Below are 18790 nucleotides of genomic sequence, written 5' to 3'. Positions count from 1 at the left end.
GGCTTCATGGCCGGCTGCATGTCGGACAGGTACATTTCGGTGGTCAGGCGCGCCACGTCGTATGACTTGTAGGTTTCATGGATCTGCTGGCACAGGTCGCGCAAGCCGAGCCGTTCGTAGCGCACGTTCTTGCCGTGGTTGGCGGCGGCGAACTCAGGCAGGATGCGCCAGATCGGCTGGTTCTTGTCGTAGTCGTCCTTGAACTGCTGCAAGGCGGTCAGCAGCGTGTTCCAGCGACCCTTGGTGATGCCGATGGTGAACATGATGAAGAACGAATACAGGCCGCATTTCTCGACGATAACGCCATGCTCGGCCAGGTACTTGGTGACGATCGAGGCCGGAATCCCGCTTTCGCCGAACTTGCCTTCCAGCGACAGGCCAGGCGTGACGATGGTGGCCTTGATCGGGTCGAGCATGTTGAAGTTCGGCGCCAGGTTGCCGAAACCGTGCCAGTCGTCCTCGGCGCGGATGACCCAGTCTTCGCGGCTGCCGATGCCGTCTTCCGAAAAGCTGTTCGGTCCCCACACCTGGAACCACCAGTCCTTACCCCATTCTTCGTCGATCTTCTTCATGGCGCGGCGGAAATCCAGCGCTTCCAGGATGCTTTCTTCCACCAGCGCAGTGCCGCCCGGCGCTTCCATCATGGCCGCGGCGACGTCGCAGGAAGCGATGATCGAGTATTGCGGCGAGGTCGAGGTGTGCATCAGGTAGGCTTCGTTGAAAGCGTCCTGGTCCAGCTGCACGCTCTCCGATTCGCGCACCAGGATCTGCGAGGCTTGCGACAGGCCGGCCAGCAGCTTGTGGGTCGACTGGGTCGAGAAGATCATCGATTTCTTGGCGCGCGGACGGTCCTTGCCGATTGCGTGCATGTCTTTGTAGAAATCATGGAAGGTCGCATGCGGCAGCCAGGCTTCGTCGAAGTGCAGGGTGTCGATCTCGCCGTCGAGCATGTTCTTCAGGGTTTCTACGTTGTAGATCACGCCATCGTAGGTGGACTGCGTGATGGTCAGGATGCGCGGCTTCTTGTTGACGGCTTCACGCGCAAACGGATTGGCTTCGATCTTCCTGCGGATGCTTTCCAGCGTGAACTCTTCCAGCGGGATCGGGCCGATGATGCCGAGGTGGTTGCGGGTCGGCATCAGGAACACCGGAATCGCGCCGGTCATGATGATCGAGTGCAGGATCGATTTGTGGCAGTTGCGGTCGACCACCACGATATCGCCGGGGGCGACGGTCGAGTGCCACACCATCTTGTTGCTGGTGCTGGTGCCGTTGGTGACGAAGTAGCAGTGGTCGGCATTGAAGATGCGCGCGGCATTGCGTTCGGAGTCGGCGACCGGGCCGGTGTGGTCGAGCAGCTGGCCGAGTTCTTCCACCGCGTTGCAGACGTCGGCGCGCAGCATGTTTTCACCGAAGAACTGGTGGAACATCTGGCCGATAGGCGATTTCAGGAAGGCGACGCCGCCCGAGTGTCCCGGGCAGTGCCAGGAATAGGAACCGTCTTGCGCGTAATGCACCAGCGCGCGGAAGAAGGGCGGCGACAGGCCGTCCAGGTACGATTTGGCTTCGCGGATGATATGGCGCGCGACGAATTCCGGCGTGTCTTCGAACATGTGGATGAAGCCATGCAGTTCGCGCAGGATATCGTTGGGGATATGGCGCGAGGTGCGGGTTTCGCCGTACAGGTAGATCGGGATGTCGGCGTTCTTGTGGCGGATTTCCTCGACGAAGGCGCGCAGCGATTTCAGCGCGTGGTCGGTTTCCTCGAACGAACCGGCGCCGAACTCCTCGTCGTCGATCGACAGGATGAAGGCCGATGCCCGCGATTGCTGCTGGGCGAACTGCGACAGGTCGCCGTAGCTGGTGACGCCCAGCACTTCCATGCCTTCTGCCTCCATGGCGTCGGCGAGCGCGCGGATGCCCAGGCCGGAAGTATTTTCGGAACGGAAGTCTTCGTCAATGATGACGATGGGGAAGCGGAATTTCATCAAGGTCTCCAGGAGACGGTGGTTGATAACAAGGCTGCCAATCGAAGTGGCGCTTAAAAAGGTCGTTGTCCCGGCCGGCGCTAAAAAGCGCTGTGGGAACTGCTTGGGTAGAGCATGCAGCCTGCTGCTTTAGCGTCGCCGCTATTGGCGGCAGCGCTGAAAAAAATCGAATTTTCGCAGATATGCACGGGTTAGGGGATAAAGATGAGGGAAATCCTGCAGAAAACAACAGATGTTATTCCGTCATCGGCAAGGGTCAGCTGCTGGCCACGTTAAGCTCGGGCGAAAGCCGCTGGTACACCACAAAAGCGTAGTCGAAACCGTTGGCTTCGGAATGATGGGTTTCGCGGGAAATTTCCTGCCATTGCGACGGATCGCGCGCCGGGAAAAAGGCGTCGCAGTCGAAGCTGTGCTGGATCTCGGTGACGATCAGGCGCTGCGTCAGGTCCTGCGCCGCGGCATAGATCTCGGCGCCGCCGATGATGAACGCCTCGGCGTCGCCGACCATGGCGGCGGCGGCGGCCAGCGAAGGCGCGCTTTCGACGCCGTCGTGGCGCCAGCCTGGATTGCGGGTAATGACGATATTGCGCCGCTGCGGCAGCGGCCGCCCTATCGATTCAAAAGTCTTGCGGCCCATGATGATGGGATGGCCCGAAGTCGTGCGTTTGAAATGCGCCAGGTCCTCCGGCAAATGCCAGGGCAGGGTGTTGCGGATGCCGATGCCGTTGCGGGCGTCGGTCGCGACAATAATGGTGAGGCGAGGAGTCATGGGCGCTGGTGCATGGGCCTGCTTATTTACAGGCTGGGTAAAAAAGGCTGATATTACTATAAAGTCTTAGAAGGAACTTTGTCCGCTTGGTATTGCTCTTAAATGCCAGGGCCTGTTAACCTAGGGGCAGGGATTTTCTTCATTTTCACTTGTATTGCGTTATGTGTCGCGTTATTTTGCTGCCGATTTAGCAATATTTGCCATGGCGCAGTCCTTGCATGGCTGGTGATGCAGGCGTCAATACAAAGTGGTGCCAACTAGTTTCTTGATGGACATAAAAAATTATAGAACACTGATAAACTACCGCCTACTCTCGGGGCTGCCAGCGCTGGCGCACTCGGGCAGGTCATAACAGCAGTGTCAGATGGGAATTCAATGCATTTAAATTTGTTTCAGCGGACGCCGTCGGCTCTAGCGCGGGTACGCTCAGTCATCCTGCCGGTCGCCTTGTTGCTGCCGTGGATGGGCGGCAATGCTTTCGCCTTCGATTTTAATAATGTTGCCAAGCAGGCAAAGGAGCTGGCGGCCAGTTCCTACAGCAAGCCAGAGGGCAACCTGCCGAAAGAAATCAGCAATCTCGATTACGAGCAGTACAAGGATATCCGCTTTCTGCCGGAAAAATTCACCTGGCGCAGCCAGAAACTGCCCTTTGAACTGGCGTTCTTCCATGAAGGATACGCCTTCGACCAGCCGGTCAAGATCAGCGAGATCAACGGCCAGAGCGTGAAGGAAATCCGGTTCGACCCGAATGACTTCGATTACGGCGGCAACAAGGTCGATACGCGCAAGCTTCGCGGACTGGGTTTCGCCGGCTTCCGCGTGCATTACCCGCTCAATACCAGCAAATACAAGGACGAAGTATTGTCCTTCCTCGGCGCCAGCTACTTCCGCGCCTTGGGCAAGGACCAGACCTACGGCCTGTCGGCCAGGGGCCTGGCGATCGATACCGGCCTGAGTTCAGGCGAGGAATTCCCGCGCTTTACCGAGTTCTGGATCGAGCGGCCGAAAGCCAGCGACAAAGAGCTCACCATCTATGCCTTGCTCAATTCGCGCCGTGTCACCGGCGCCTATCGTTTTGTGCTGAAGCCGGGTTCGGACACCACGGTCGACGTCAAGGCCCAGCTGTATCTGCGTGAAAACGTCAGCAAGCTGGGGCTGGCGCCGCTGACCAGCATGTATCTGCATGGCGATAACCAGCGCTCGCAAGGCGAGGATTACCGGCCCGAAGTGCACGACTCGGACGGTTTGTCGGTAGCTTCCGGCACCGGCGAGTGGATCTGGCGGCCGCTGGTCAATCCGAAGCGGCTGCTGGTGACGTCTTATTCGCTGAGCAACCCGGCCGGTTTCGGCCTGATGCAGCGCGACCGCGATTTCGGCAGCTACCAGGACCTCGACGCCAAGTACGAACGGCGTCCCAGCGCCTGGGTCCAGCCCAAGGGCAACTGGGGCAGCGGCAGGGTAGAGCTGGTGCAGATCCCGACGCCGGATGAAACCAACGACAACGTGGTGGCGTTCTGGGTGCCGGAAAACGTGCCCAAGGTTGGTCAGCCTTTCAATCTGGAATACACTTTGTCATGGCAGAAGGAAGCTGAAAAGCGGCCGCCCCTGTCATGGGTGACGCAGACCCGGCGCGGTTTCGGCTACCAGAAGAAGAGCGATGACAACAGCATCGGCCTGGTGGTCGATTTTGACGGCCCGGTATTCAAGAAACTGTCCGACAAGGTACAGCCAGAGGGTGTCGTCAGCGCCGACGACAACGGCAAGGTGCTGGAGACCAAGGTGTTCCGCAACGAGGCTACCGGCGGCTGGCGCATGACAGTTCGGGTGCGGCGCAACGAAGACAACAAACCGGTCGAACTGCGTGGATTCTTGCGTGGCGGCAGCACAACCTTATCTGAAACCTGGAGTTACATATTACCGCCCAACTAGACCGGAAGCAGGTGCCCACAGCGGTACATAAGGGCCTGCCGGATAATTGTGATCGCTATCTGGATCGCCTGCCTTTGTCGGCGGAGCGGCGCGCGAATTTGTCCAAACAGCTGGCGGCGGATGGCGATGCACCGATGGCTGCCTTGCACCGAGCCCTGGCCGGGCCGACGCTCCCGGCAGCGGATCTTGGCAATCCTGCCTATGGATCTGTGGCGGCGCGCTTGCAGCTGGCTTTTACGCAGGCGCCGATTGCGGGCCTGGTCGAGCCGGCCGATCCAGCCGACCGGCATCAGATGCCGGACATCAGCACCGACAACGGCGGCCGCGCCCGCATCGCCATCGCACCGCCGCTGCAGCGCACGCCGATCGTGGCCCATCCATGGGGAACCCTGAATCCGCTGGTGCGCTGGATCGAAACCGCCAACAAGCAATTCGACCTGCGGCCGCGCGCCAAGCAGCGGCTCCATAAAAAACCCACGCGTTCGACCGAGCTGCCGCAGCCGGAGCCGCTGCCGGTAGCCGAGGTCGACAGCCATGACCAGCACAAGAGCAAATCGCGCGGCAACCTGCGGCGCATCGTGCTGCTGTTGCTGATGCTGGCGCAGACGGCGATGGCGACGTATTTCATGAGCGCGGTGCTGCCGTATCACGGCGACAAACCGCTGGAACTGGTTACGCTGGGCCTGTTCGCACTGTTGTTCTGCTGGGTCTCGGCCGGGTTCTGGACTGCCATGGCCGGTTTCCTGGTGCTGATGCGCGGCACCGACCGTTATGTGATTTCGCGCGAAGAAGCCGCCCCGGGCCCGATTCCGGCCAGTGCCAGGACCGCGATCGTGATGCCGATCTGTAATGAAGACGTCACCAGGGTCTTCGCGGGCCTGCGCGCAACCTACGAATCGGTTGCCGCCAGCGGCGAGCTGGACCGGTTCGATTTCTTCGTATTGAGCGACAGCGGCGACAGCGATATCTGCAGCGCCGAACTGGACGCCTGGGCCAACCTGTGCCGCACCATAGGCGGCTTTGGCCGCATCTTTTACCGGCACCGGCGGCGCCGCGTAAAACGCAAGAGCGGCAATATCGACGATTTCTGCCGGCGCTGGGGCGCCAACTACAGCTACATGATCGTGCTCGACGCCGACAGCGTCATGAGCGGCAGCTGCCTGACGACGCTGGTGGGCTTGATGGAAGCCAACCCGACCGCCGGTATCGTGCAGACCGCGCCGCGCGCGGCCGGCCGCGACACCTTGTATGCACGCATCCAGCAGTTTTCGACGCGCGTGTATGGCCCCTTGTTTACTGCCGGACTGCACTACTGGCAGCTGGGCGAATCGCACTATTGGGGGCATAACGCCATCATCCGGCTGCAGCCGTTCATGGAACACTGCGCACTGGCGCCGCTGCCGGGCGAGGGCGCCCTGGCCGGTGAAATCCTGTCGCATGACTTTGTCGAAGCGGCGCTGATGCGGCGCGCCGGCTGGGGCGTCTGGATCGCCTACGACCTGGCCGGCAGCTATGAAGAAATGCCGCCCAACCTGCTCGACGAACTGAAACGCGATCGCCGCTGGTGCCAGGGCAACCTGATGAATTTCCGCCTGTTCCTGGCGCGCGGCATGCATGCGGTGCATCGCGCGGTGTTCGTGACCGGCGTCATGGCTTACCTGTCGGCGCCGCTGTGGTTCTTGTCGCTGATGCTGTCGACGGTATTGCTGGCGGTGCATACGCTGGTGGCGCCGGAATATTTCGTGACGCCTGGCCAGCTGTTCCCGGTATGGCCGGAATGGCATCCGGACCGGGCCCTGGCCTTGTTCAGCGCAACCGCCACGTTGCTGTTCCTGCCCAAGGTGCTGAGCGTGGTGCTGATCTGGGCCAAGGGCGCGCGCGAATTCGGCGGCGCCATACGCCTGACGCTCAGCATGATCATGGAACTGCTGTTCTCGATGCTGCTGGCGCCGGTGCGCATGCTGTTCCATACCCGTTTTGTGATCGGCGCTTTCCTGGGCTGGACCATCAGCTGGAAATCGCCGCCGCGCGAGGATGCCGAGACCAGCTGGGGCGAAGCGATGCGCCGCCACGGCGGCCATACGCTGCTGGGCCTGTTGTGGGGCGGCGGCGTGTATTGGCTGGAACCGGGTTTCCTGTGGTGGCTGTTGCCTATCGTCGGTTCGTTGATGCTGTCGATCCCTTTGTCGGTGTTCTCCAGCCGGGTGACGCTTGGCCGCAGCTTCCGCCACGCCCGCCTGTTCGTGATTCCGGAAGAGGTCGACCTGCCGCCTGAACTGGCGGCCACCACCATGTATAACGACAATGGCAAGGTACTGGCGCAATTCAACGACGCGGTGATCGACCCGGTCATGAACGCCCTGGTGTGCGCGGCGGTAAGCGCGCGTCCGGCGGTGCCGGCCAGCGCCCTGGCGGCGCGCGCGGCGCTGCTCCAGGCCGCATTGAAAGGCGGCCCCGACGGTTTGTCGCCGCGTCAAAAGAATGCATTGCTGGACGATCCCCTGACCTTGTCCCAACTGCATTTCGAAGTCTGGAATTCGGAGCAAGCCAACCGGCGCTGGCAGTCCCTGACTGCCGCAGCGCGCTGAGCCAGCTCATCGTTCTAAAATTCAATAAGGAGCACCATGTTACGACGTGATTTTCTGAAGGCGTCGGCGGCACTCGCTGCCGCCGGTTTTCCTGCAACTTCGCTGCTGGCCGCGGGAACCGCGCCGGCACAATTGAAATTCCTGGGCCAGCCGCAAGCCTTTGATTACGCCTGGCTCAAGGGCCACGCAAAACAACTGGCCGGTAAAGCCTATGAACCGCCGGTGAACCATATCCCGCCAGAGGTCAAGGCGCTCGACTGGGACCAGTACCAGGCGATCAGCTACCGCGACGGCCATGCCTTGTGGGGCGAGGAGCAGCTGCGTTTCCAGGTCAAGTTTTTCCACCTTGGCCTGTTCTTCAAGAGCCCGGTGCAGATCTACGAATTGAAGAACGGCCAGGCGCAAGAGCTGGCTTACGACTCGGCGATGTTCAACTACGGCAAGAGCGGTTTGAAAGCGGACCACATGCCGAAGGACCTCGGCTTTGCCGGCTTCCGCGTGAATTTCCATACCGACCTCGAACGCGACATCACGGCGTTCCTGGGTGCCAGCTATTTCCGCGCGGTCGGCGCCGAATGGCAGTACGGTTTGTCGGCCCGTGGCCTGGCGATCGATTGCGGCATGGACAAGCCGGAAGAGTTTCCGATGTTTACCAGTTTCTGGCTGGAGCGTCCGGCCAAGGATTCCGGCAAGCTGGTGGTCTACGCGCTGCTTGATTCGCCTAGCGTTGCCGGCGCTTACCGCTTCGAGATCCAGCCTTCAGCGACCATGGTGATGGATGTGGATGTCGCACTATATCCGCGCAAGACCATCGAGCGCATGGGCGTGGCGCCGCTGACCAGCATGTTCCAGTACGGCGAGAACGACCGCCGTATCGGCGCCAGCGACGACTGGCGTCCGGAGATCCACGATTCCGACGGCCTCGCCATGCAGCGCGGCAACGGCGAATGGATCTGGCGGCCGCTGACCAATCCCGAGCACCTGCGCTTCAACGCCTACCAGGATGAGAATCCGCGCGGTTTCGGTTTGCTGCAGCGTGACCGCAATTTCGACCACTACCAGGATGACGGCGTGTTCTACGACCGCCGCCCGAGCCTGTGGGTGGAGCCGAAATCAGGCTGGGGCAAGGGCGCGGTACAATTGGTGGAAATCCCGACCGCCGACGAGACCTTCGACAATATCGTCGCCTTCTGGAGCCCGGCCGACAAGCCGCAGGCAGGGCAGGAGCGCTTGTTTGCCTATCGCCTGCACTGGGGCAGCAAGATGCCGTTCTCGCCGCCGCTGGCGCAGGTTGCCGCGACGCGCACCGGCATGGGCGGCGTCGTCGGCCAGAAGCGCACTTATTATTCACGCCGTTTCGCGATCGATTTTGCCGGCGGCGACCTGGCCTTGCTGGGCAAGGACGCCAAGGTCAAGCCGATGATCAGCGTCTCGCGCGGCAAGGTTGAAATTACTTCGGCGCGGCCGCTGGATGCGATCCACGGCTATCGCGTGATGTTCGACCTGAAGCCGACCGACGATAGCGTCGAGCCGATTGATATACGGGTCTACCTGGCGGCGGATAGCCAGCCGTTGAGCGAGACCTGGCTGTACCAATGGACCCCGCTGGCGCCGGCCAAGCGTATTTACTAAGTGGCGTGCGGGCGGCCCGAACGCCGCCCCGCGTTTTGCTGAACCGCCCGCAGCGAGCGTAGAGCGTTCGCTAATTTTGCGCGCGCGCCTGTCGGCGCGACGACCGCTGCCGCGGTTGCGATGCGGCATGCTGTCTGCATTCAGAAGCGCCTGATAAATTTACAATATACTGTTGGGCTTGGGCTAGCTTTTGCCCTGCCTATTTTTGGAGTATTTCCATGTTTGGTTGGTTCGAAAGACTGTTGTATCCGTATCCGGATGCGGTCATGACGCCGCCGCCGCGCGGTTTTTTTGCGTTTGTCTGGGCCTGCACCAAGGGTTTGCGGCCTTATATCATTGCCATGACCTTGCTGACCGCCATCACCGGCGCGTTCGAGGCCTTGCTGTTTGCCATGATGGGACGGATTGTCGACTGGCTGGGTCATGTCGAACCGGCCAATTTGTGGACCCACGAAAGCAGCAACCTGCTGTTGCTGGCCGGGATATTGCTGGCCAGTCCGGTGATCGTCGCCTTGCAAAGCATGTTCAAGCAGCAGGCGCTGGCGGGGAATTTCCCGATGCTGCTGCGCTGGAAATTCCATCGCCTGATGCTGAACCAGAGCATGCATTTCTACCAGGACGAGTTTGCCGGCCGGGTCGCCACCAAGGTCATGCAGACCTCGCTGGCGGTGCGCGACGTCTGCATGATCCTGTGCGACATCCTGGTGTTCGTGGTGATCTATTTCGTCACCATGGTGGCGGTGGTCGGCAGCTTCGACGGCTGGATGCTGGTGCCATTCCTGAGCTGGCTGGTGTTGTATGGCCTGGCCCTGTATTACTTTGTGCCGCGCCTGAGCAAGGTCGCCAAGGCCCAGGCCGATGCGCGTTCCCTGATGACCGGCCGGATTACCGACGCCTATACCAATATCGCGACCGTCAAGCTGTTCTCGCACGCTGGCCGCGAGGCCGGTTATGCGCGTTCGGCGATGCAGGAATTCCTGCAGACGGTGCATGGCCAGATGCGGCTGGTGACCGGCTTTGAAATCGTCAACCATATCTTGAGCATGCTGCTGATCCTGAGCACGGCCGGCGTTGCGCTCTGGTTGTGGACGCAAGGCCAGGTCGGCATCGGCGCGGTGGCCGCGGCGACGGCGATGGCATTACGTCTGAACGGCATTTCGCATTGGGTGATGTGGGAATTTGCTTCCTTGTTCGAACAGGTCGGCACGGTGCAGGACGGCATCAATACCTTGTCGCGCCAGCAAGCAGTGGTGGACCAGGCCGACGCCAAGCCGCTGCAGGTCAAGCAGGGCACGCTGGATTTCGAACGCGTCGGTTTTGCCTATGGCGGCCAGCGGCCTGTGATCGACCAGTTGTCGTTGCACATTCGTCCCGGCGAAAAGATCGGCCTGGTGGGCCGTTCCGGCGCCGGCAAATCGACTATCGTCAACCTGCTGCTGCGGTTCTACGATGTCGAGCAGGGCCGCATCCTGATCGACGGCCAGGACATTGCGCACGTCACGCAGGACAGCTTGCGGGCGCAGGTCGGCATGGTGACGCAGGATACGTCCTTGCTGCACCGGTCGGTGCGCGACAACCTGCTGTACGGCCGTCCTGACGCCACCGACGCCGACATGCTGGTGGCGGCGCAGCGGGCCGAGGCGCATGACTTCATCCTGACCCTGACCGATCCCAAGGGCCGCACCGGCTACGACGCCCACGTCGGCGAACGCGGCGTCAAGCTGTCCGGCGGCCAGCGGCAGCGGATTGCGATCGCGCGCGTGATGCTGAAAGACGCGCCTATCCTGCTGCTGGACGAGGCGACCAGCGCGCTCGATTCGGAAGTCGAAGCAGCGATCCAGGCCAGCTTGTACCGGCTGATGGAAGGCAAGACGGTGGTGGCGATTGCACACCGCCTGTCGACCATCGCCGCCATGGATCGCCTGATCGTGCTCGACAAGGGCCGCATAGTGGAAGAGGGCGATCACCGCAGCCTGCTGGAACACGGCGGCCTGTATGCGCGCTTGTGGGCGCACCAGAGCGGCGGTTTCCTCGGCGAGGAAGTGGATGAGGATGTGACGCCGGGCGAAACCCAGGCTGCGCTGGCTTGAAACAAACTCAAAAAGTGCTGCTTATTCGTTGTTTATTGTTCCTGAAATTTGATTATTCCTGAGTTTGCACCGATGACTGTTGAACCCACCGATAAATCCGCTTTGCCAACCGCGTTCGGCCATTCCGGCCGGCGCTGGCTGACGGCAATCCTGGCGCTCCTGATTGCAGTGGGGGCGGGCTTCCTGGTATGGAAGGCGTTCGGCCAGCGGCCGCCGCCGGCGCCCAAGCCGGCGCCGGTGCGGCTGCAGACGGAAACGGTGCGGCGCGGCGATATCGAACAGGCGGTGTTTGCCAACGGCAAATTGCAGTTGCATAAATACAGCGACGTCGTGGCCCAGGTGACGGGCCAGATCAAGGATGTGCTGGTGTCGGTGGGCGACGACGTCAAGGCCGGCAAGATGGTGGTCGAGATCACGCCGACCCTGCCGTCGGCGCGGCTGGAAAGCAACCGCGCCCAGCTGGCGCGGCTGCAGGCGGAACTGGCGGACCAGCGGGCGCAGCTTGATTTTGCCGAGCTGCAGTACAAGCGCCAGACCCAGCTGAAAGCGGAAAACGCCACACGCGAGGAATCGTTCGAATCGAGCCGCATGAGCATGTATTCTGCGGCGGCCCGGGTGGAAGCGATCAATGCCCAGATCCGCCAGACCGAAAGCACCATGAAGGACGACGAAGAAACACGCAGCCATACGCAGGTAACGGCGCCGATCAGCGGCACCGTGGTGTCGGTGGCGGCGCGTCCGGGCCAGGCGATCGGCGCCGGCCAGACCGTGGCGCCGCTGCTGCGGATCGCCGACCTGAGCCGGCTGACGGTGCAAGCCCGGGTGGCGGAAATCGATGTGCCGCTGCTGCGCAAGGGAATGACCGCTTACTTCACTACGCCAGGCTATCCGGACAAGCGCTGGTCTGGCAAGTTGCGGCAAGTGGTGCCGGTGCCGGCCGACAGTTCGGGCGAACAAGGCAAGCAGACTTTCTACAATGTCCTGTTCGAAGTCGACAACCCGCAGCAGGAACTGATGAGCGGCATGAGCGCGCAGGTGCGTTTTGTGCTGGCGCAGGCGCGCGATGCGGTGCTGCTGCCGGCAGCGCTGCTGGGCAAGCCGGACGCCGACGGCAGTTATCTAGTGAATGTGGCCGGCGCCAACCAGCAAGCCAGTCCGCGCAAGATAAAAATCGGCATTCGCAACGAGCAGATGGCGCAGGTGCTGTCGGGCCTGGCGCCGGGCGAACAGGTGGTGGCAGGCGCTGCAGCAGTTACACCCGCAGCTGCGCCTGCACTGACACCGGCGCCGGCGGCTGCGGTCAAGAATGCCGTCACCGCCACCACCACGCCAGCGGCGGCATCCGCGCCCAAAGCGCACTGACGGAGCCGCCGATGAATCGTTCATTCTCTCGTCGCTGGTCATCTATGGCAGCTTGCGCCAGCGCGCTGCTGCTGTCGGCCTGCGCCAGCCAGATCGAAATCCGGGAGCCGACGCCCAGCGTCGAGATTCCGCAGAGCTGGGACCTGTCCGCCAACACCGGCGAGCAGGACTGGCCCGACAGCGGCTGGTGGAAACGTTTCGGCAGCGACGAATTGAGCCAGCTGGTGGCGCAAGGGCAGGCCAGCAACCTGGAAATTGCCGCCGCCATCTCGCGCGTGCGGCAGGCCGAGGCGCAGGCGCGGATTGCCGGCGCGCCTTTGCTGCCGAATGCGGATTTTTCGACCAGCGTCAACCGTGCGGTGCCGCTCGCCTCCAGCGGCAGCGCCGTGACCTCTACTAGCGGCCTGGTCGAGATCGGCTATGAAGTCGATTTCTGGGGCAAGAACAGGGCCGGGTTGGCGGCCGCGGAAGCGTCCTTGCAAGCCAATCGGTATGACCGGGAAACGGTGGCGCTGACCGTCACCAGCGGCATCGTCTCGACCTACTTGCAAGTATTGTCGCTGCGCGACCGTATCGAAATCGCCCAGCAAAACGTCGACAATGCAGAACGCGTGCTGAAGCTGGTGTCGGCGCAAAGCCGCGCCGGTTCTGCCTCGCCGCTGGACCTGGCGCGGCAGCGCTCGGCGGTGGCCGGGCAAAAAGCCGTGATTCCCGACCTCAAGCAGCAAGAGCGCGAGGCGCAGACCGCGCTGGCGATCCTGCTGGGGCGGCCGCCGCAAACCTTTACCGTCAACGAGCCGGGGCTGGCCAAGATTTTGCTGCCGCAGGTCACGCCTGGCTTGCCGTCGGAACTGCTGTCGCGCCGTCCCGATATCCGCCACGCCGAGGCTGAACTGGCGGCCGCCAACGCCAACGTCGCCAACGCCCGCGCCGCGCTGTTTCCCAGCATCCGCCTGACCGGCTCGGCAGGGGGGCAGAGCAATGCATTGCTGTCGCTGTTTAACGGCCCGAACATGCTGGCCAACCTCGGCGCCGGACTGGTGGCGCCGATTTTCGACGCCGGCCGCCTGAACAGCCAGCGCGACCTGGCGATTGCGCAGAAACAGGAACTGGTGCAGATCTATCGCTCAACCGTGATTGCCGCACTGTCCGAAGTCGATACGGCGCTGGGGCAGATCCGCAGCCTGGACGAGCAGCGCAAGCTGAAAATCACGGAAATGGAGCAGGCGCGCTTTGCTTTCGAATTGTCGGAAGTTCGTTATCGGGTCGGCGCCGAAGATTTGATGACGGTGCTGGATACCCAGCGTTCGCTGTCGGAGGTGCAGAATGAGCTGGGGCAGATCAAGTTGAAGCGCCTGAAAGCTACGGTGTCGCTGTATAAGGCCCTGGGCGGAGGCTGGCAGGATGCGCATACCAGCCCTGCCGCCGCCGAACCGGTGACGCAGGGCAGCTAGGTTGTTTATACCGCGACCGGCGCCTTGATGTGCGCTTGCGGGTGGTAATCGACGATCTCGAAATCCTCGAAACGATAATCGAAAATAGAGTCCGGATGCCGCTTGATTTCCAGCCGCGGCAGCGGACCCGGAGTACGCGATAGCTGCTGCTCGACCTGCTCGGCGTGGTTGGAGTACAAATGGCAATCGCCGCCGGTCCAGATAAAGTCCCCCACTTCCAGCCCGCATTGCTGCGCCATCATATGGGTCAGCAGGGCGTAGGACGCGATGTTGAAGGGTACGCCAAGGAAGATGTCGGCGCTGCGCTGGTACAGCTGGCAAGACAGCTTGCCGTCGGCCACGTAGAACTGGAAGAAGGCATGGCAGGGCGGCAGTTTCATCTGCGGGATATCGGCGACATTCCAGGCCGAGACGATCAGCCGGCGCGAATCGGGATTGCTCTTGATCTGCTCGACCACCTGCTTGATCTGGTCGATATGCTCGCCGCCCGGCGCTGGCCAGGAGCGCCATTGGTAACCGTAGATCGGCCCCAGGTTGCCGTCGCTGTCGGCCCATTCATCCCATATTTTTACGTCATTGTCTTTTAGATACTGGATATTGGTGGAGCCCGCCAGGAACCAGATCAGTTCATGGATGATCGACCGCAGGTGCAGCTTCTTGGTGGTCAGCAAGGGAAAACCGTCTTGCAGGTTGAAGCGCATCTGGTAGCCGAACACCGAGCGGGTGCCGGTGCCGGTGCGGTCGGTCTTGATGGTGCCGTGCTGTTGCACATGGCGCATGAGATCTAGGTATTGGCGCATTTTTTTTTAATAGCTGAAACGGATCATGAGATTGTAACGCATTGCCGCCGGCGGATCGCCGGCGCGGCCGATCCGGCACGTTCCGGGGTTGCCATAGCACTATCAGCGATGTCGTTTTGCTCTTGCCGTCCATCTTTATCGTACGCACGGAAGATAAATGATTGATAATCAAAACCCCGTGCAGATGGTTTTTGCCGGCCACTGCATTTGGGCGTCGGTTACAAATTAATGATTTTAGCTATGAACTTTTTGCGGAGGGTCTTCTCGAAAGCTGTAGACCTTTGTCTTATATGGTCATTTTCATTGTATATCGAAGCGCTGACCCGTTAGTGCAAGCAACACCTTCCAGGAGACCCCATGCTTAAATCAGAGAATTCGTTTTTCGGCGGCAAGCGAGAAACACCGACACCAAACTCCCCGTTCAGCGCCAGCAGCAACCTGACTTCCGGCAGCACCTCCATTCCAAAGGCGAACAATCCTGTGAGCACTCCAGCCAGTCATTCCGCATCCAGCACCAATGAAGTCGGCAGCAAACTGATCGTCGGCCCGAACATCAAGCTCAAGGGCGTCGAAATCACCGATTGCGATACCTTGGTGGTTGAGGGCCGGGTTGAAGCGACCATGAATTCGCGCGTGATCCATATCGCAGAAAAAGGCGCATTCAAGGGTTCGGCTGAAATCGACCTGGCTGAAATCTACGGTGAATTCGACGGCGACCTGACCGTCCGTGAAAAACTGGTGATTTATTCGACCGGCAAGGTTTCCGGCAAAATCCGTTATGGCAAGGTTGTCATCGAAGAAGGCGGCCAGCTGACTGGCGAAGTCCAAGTCGGCACTTCGTCATCGTCGTCCAGCAGCAAGCCAGCTGCGGTTACCGCCGTAGCATAAGGCCCGTACTCCGGCTGAGCGGCCTGCGAGCAAGGCCGGCAGCCCGTCCGGCCGTGGATAGCGGCCGGTGCTGTCTGTTTGCGAAAAAAACCAGGGTGGCGACAAGGCCACCCTGGTTTTTTTGTCATGTGCATGCAGGCATGCGACAATAGCGGTTTTAGCGCAACGCTAAAGCGCTTCCTGCCTCACACAAAAATATGAGCTATCCAGAATACATCCTCACCTTGTCCTGCCTCGACCAGCGCGGGATCGTCCATCGCGTTTCCGGTTTCCTGGCTGACCACGGCTGCAACATCATCGATTCGGCCCAGTTCGGCGACGCCCAGTCGCAGCTGTTTTTCATGCGCGTGCATTTCTCGTCCGAAGACGCAGCGGTTGCCGAAGAGAGCCTGCGGGCGGAATTCTCCGCACTGGCCGACACCATGCAAATGCAATGGCAATTGCATGATGCGCACAAGAAACCGCGTCTGATGCTGATGGTGTCGAAAATCGGGCATTGCCTGAATGACTTGCTGTTCCGCTACAAGAGCGGTTTGCTGCCGGTGGAAATTTCAGCGATCGTTTCCAACCATACCGATTTCTACCAGCTGGCCGCCAGCTACAACATCCCCTTCCATCATCTGCCTTTGGCGGCAGGCGCCTCCAAGGAAGCCAAGCAGGCGCAGGAGGCGAAGGTGCTGGATATCGTCGAAGCCAATAACATCGACCTGGTGGTGCTGGCGCGCTACATGCAGATCCTGTCGCCGGCCATGTGCACCGCGCTGACAGGGCGCGCCATCAATATCCACCATTCCTTCCTGCCCAGTTTCAAGGGCGCCAAGCCTTACTACCAGGCGCATGAACGCGGCGTCAAGCTGATCGGCGCCACTGCCCATTTCGTCACCGGCGACCTCGACGAGGGACCGATCATCGAACAGGACGTGGCGCGCGTCGACCACGCGATGGAGCCGGAAACCTTGACGGCGATCGGCCGCGATGTCGAATGCGTGGTGCTGGCGCGGGCGGTGAAATGGTTTGTCGAGCACAGGATCCTGCTCAACGGGCACAAGACGGTGGTATTCAAGTAAGCAAAAAAAATGGCCCCAATTCAAATTGGGGCCATTTTTTATTGCATTGTTTGATGCATCGGTGTGAGAGCGCTCAGCGCAACGCATCCACCAGTTTTTCCAGCTTGACCGCATCGGCGCTGAACTGGCGTATGCCTTCCGACAGTTTTTCAGTAGCCATCGCATCATCGTTCAGCATGGTGCGGAAAGTGGTTTCGTCCAGGTCGATTTTCTTCAGGTCGCTCAGCTTCGCCTCTTCAGGGTTGAGCTTGCGGCTGACCGTGGCGTCGCTCTCCGCCAGTTTCTGCAGCAGGTCGGGGCTGATGGTGAGCAGGTCGCAGCCGGCCAGTTCGACGATTTGCGACGTATTGCGAAAACTGGCGCCCATGACTTCGGTGGCGTAGCCGAATTTGCGGAAGTAGTTGTAGATCTGCTTGACCGACTGCACGCCGGGATCGTCGGCGCCGGCGTAGTCCTGGCCGCTGGATTTCTTGTACCAGTCGTAGATGCGGCCGACAAACGGCGAGATCAGCTGCACCTTGGCTTCGGCGCAAGCAATCGCCTGCGGCAGGGAAAACAGCAAGGTCAGGTTGCAATGGATGCCGGCCTTCTGCAGCACTTCGGCGGCCCGTATGCCTTCCCAGGTGGAGGCGATCTTGATCAGCACGCGCTCGCGGTCGATGCCGGCAGCTTCGTACAGCTTGATCAGGGCGTGCCCTTTGTCGATGCTGCCTTGGGTGTCGAACGACAGGCGCGCATCGGTTTCGGTGGAAACCCGGCCCGGGATGATTTTCAGGATTTCCTTACCGAATGTGATCAGCAGGTGGTCAATGATATCGGCAGTCGACAGCTGTGCGTGTTCCTTGACTGTCTGGCTCAGCAGCGGCTGGTATTCCGGCTTTTGCACCGCTTTCAGGATCAGCGACGGATTGGTGGTGGCGTCGCGCGGCGCAAATGCCTTGATAGACTGGAAATCGCCGGTATCGGCAACGATGGTGGTGTATTGCTTGAGTTGTTCGAGTTGGTTCATGGCAGCGTAGAAGGGCAGGGACGGTTAATCGGAAGCACTGCGCGAAAATACTGCGCCGGGATACAGCGCGAGAATACTGCGGAAATACCGTCCTACCATTCTACGCAATTTACAGAGGTTTGCCACGCATGGACAGATCAGCAATATCCTGCGTGGCTATGGTCCATGCGTTCAGCTGATGCGTTCTTCGGTCTTGGCGTCAAACAGGACTGCTTTCGACAGGTCGAACGCCAGCTGCATCTGGTCCTTCGGCTTGGCCGCCGCGCGAGGGTGGGTGCGGCAAGTCACGCGAGCGTTGTTGAAAGTGGTGAACACCAGCGTGTCAGGGCCGGTCGGTTCGGTCAGCTCCACGGTGCAGCCGACTTCGGTCGGATGGTAACTGCCGTTGCTGTCGCTGACTTCCGAACCGCGTGCGCTCAGGGCGTCCGTAACATGTTCCGGACGGATGCCGAGGATCACTTCACGGCCGATCCAGGAAGCGATTTGCGGATCCTGTGCTTGCGCCGGCGCCAGCGGCAGCAGGGTTTTTTGCCCGGCGTGCTCGAGTTCGAATGCCGGGCCATGGCCATTGGCGACCAGGTTGCCGCGCATGAAATTCATCGATGGCGAACCGATAAAACCGGCGACAAACAGGTTGCTTGGATTGTCGTAGATTTCCTGCGGGCTGCCGAACTGCTGCACCACGCCGTCCTTCATCACGGCGATCCGGTCGCCCAGGGTCATCGCTTCGATCTGGTCATGCGTGACGTAGACGATGGTGCTGCCCAGGCGCTGATGCATCAGCTTGATTTCGGCGCGCATCTCGACCCGCAGCTTGGCGTCCAGGTTGGACAGTGGTTCGTCGAACAGGAACAGCGACGGATCGCGCGCGATGGCGCGGCCCATGGCGACGCGCTGCCGTTGTCCGCCTGACAGCAGGGCCGGTTTGCGGTCCAGCAGGTGGGTGATTTGCAGGGTGGTGGCGACGCGGTCGACGATCTGTTTCTGTTCCGCTTTCGGCACCTTGCGGATGCCCAGGCCGAACGAAATGTTCTCGCGCACTGTCATGGTTGGGTACAGGGCGTAGGACTGGAACACCATGGCGATATCGCGCTCTTTTGGCGCTACATCATTGACGCAGCGGTCGCCGATCATGATCTGTCCTTCGGACACCGTTTCCAGCCCGGCAATCATGTTCAGCAGCGTCGATTTGCCGCAGCCCGAGCCGCCGACCA

Annotated in this window: 13 protein-coding genes; 8 read left to right on the top strand and 5 right to left on the bottom strand. The window is 60.9% G+C overall.

Annotated elements, in window-relative coordinates:
• On the bottom strand, positions 1–1988 hold a 1988-nt coding region (locus JWQ61_RS15040), incomplete at its 3' end, for an arginine/lysine/ornithine decarboxylase (protein WP_304361242.1).
• Between the two features lie 256 nt (positions 1989–2244).
• Complete coding sequence (locus JWQ61_RS15035; protein ID WP_304361241.1) at positions 2245–2757, bottom strand: dihydrofolate reductase; 513 nt, start codon at positions 2755–2757, stop codon at positions 2245–2247.
• A 462-nt stretch (positions 2758–3219) separates the two neighbouring features.
• Here JWQ61_RS15035 and JWQ61_RS15030 point away from each other — a divergent pair, with 462 nt between their 5' ends.
• The 6 genes from JWQ61_RS15030 to JWQ61_RS15005 all read left to right on the top strand — a co-directional run bounded on the left by JWQ61_RS15030 (position 3220) and on the right by JWQ61_RS15005 (position 13812).
• Positions 3220–4686 carry a glucan biosynthesis protein G gene (locus JWQ61_RS15030; RefSeq protein ID WP_304361243.1) on the top strand — a complete coding sequence of 489 codons (1467 nt, stop codon included), beginning with the start codon at positions 3220–3222 and terminating at the stop codon, positions 4684–4686.
• Positions 4687–4697: 11 nt separating this feature from the next.
• Positions 4698–7274 carry a glucans biosynthesis glucosyltransferase MdoH gene (mdoH, locus tag JWQ61_RS15025; RefSeq protein ID WP_304361240.1) on the top strand — a complete coding sequence of 859 codons (2577 nt, stop codon included), beginning with the start codon at positions 4698–4700 and terminating at the stop codon, positions 7272–7274.
• 36 nt (positions 7275–7310) lie between these two features.
• Positions 7311–8906: a glucan biosynthesis protein gene (locus tag JWQ61_RS15020; protein ID WP_304361239.1), complete on the top strand. Its 1596-nt coding sequence runs from the start codon at positions 7311–7313 to the stop codon at positions 8904–8906.
• 218 nt (positions 8907–9124) lie between these two features.
• Positions 9125–10996 carry an ABC transporter ATP-binding protein gene (locus tag JWQ61_RS15015; protein WP_304361238.1) on the top strand — a complete coding sequence of 624 codons (1872 nt, stop codon included), beginning with the start codon at positions 9125–9127 and terminating at the stop codon, positions 10994–10996.
• Positions 10997–11068: 72 nt separating this feature from the next.
• Positions 11069–12358 (top strand): efflux RND transporter periplasmic adaptor subunit, encoded by a 1290-nt coding sequence (locus JWQ61_RS15010; RefSeq protein ID WP_304361237.1) that lies wholly within the window; start codon positions 11069–11071, stop codon positions 12356–12358.
• 11 nt (positions 12359–12369) lie between these two features.
• Positions 12370–13812, top strand: a complete 1443-nt coding sequence (locus tag JWQ61_RS15005) for an efflux transporter outer membrane subunit (protein WP_304361236.1) — start codon at positions 12370–12372, stop codon at positions 13810–13812.
• A gap of 5 nt (positions 13813–13817) precedes the next feature.
• Here the strand turns inward: JWQ61_RS15005 and JWQ61_RS15000 are convergent, their stop codons facing one another.
• A complete protein-coding gene (locus JWQ61_RS15000; RefSeq protein WP_304361235.1) occupies positions 13818–14612 on the bottom strand; it encodes a thymidylate synthase in 795 nt (264 codons plus the stop codon).
• A gap of 357 nt (positions 14613–14969) precedes the next feature.
• Here JWQ61_RS15000 and JWQ61_RS14995 point away from each other — a divergent pair, with 357 nt between their 5' ends.
• Positions 14970–15500, top strand: coding sequence for a polymer-forming cytoskeletal protein (locus JWQ61_RS14995; protein ID WP_014005422.1), 531 nt, complete (start codon positions 14970–14972; stop codon positions 15498–15500).
• A 197-nt stretch (positions 15501–15697) separates the two neighbouring features.
• A complete protein-coding gene (gene purU, locus JWQ61_RS14990; RefSeq protein ID WP_304361234.1) occupies positions 15698–16567 on the top strand; it encodes a formyltetrahydrofolate deformylase in 870 nt (289 codons plus the stop codon).
• A 73-nt stretch (positions 16568–16640) separates the two neighbouring features.
• On the opposite strand, the gene tal is transcribed toward purU, so the two are convergent.
• Positions 16641–17576 carry a transaldolase gene (tal, locus tag JWQ61_RS14985; protein WP_304361233.1) on the bottom strand — a complete coding sequence of 312 codons (936 nt, stop codon included), beginning with the start codon at positions 17574–17576 and terminating at the stop codon, positions 16641–16643.
• 171 nt (positions 17577–17747) lie between these two features.
• On the bottom strand, positions 17748–18790 hold a 1043-nt coding region (locus tag JWQ61_RS14980), incomplete at its 5' end, for an ABC transporter ATP-binding protein (RefSeq protein WP_304361232.1).

Source organism: Collimonas fungivorans, assembly GCF_028292705.1.
Lineage (GTDB): Bacteria > Pseudomonadota > Gammaproteobacteria > Burkholderiales > Burkholderiaceae_D > Collimonas > Collimonas fungivorans_B.
The sequence above is the reverse complement of the archived record's forward strand: the minus strand, read 5'-3'. Positions and strand labels throughout refer to the sequence as shown.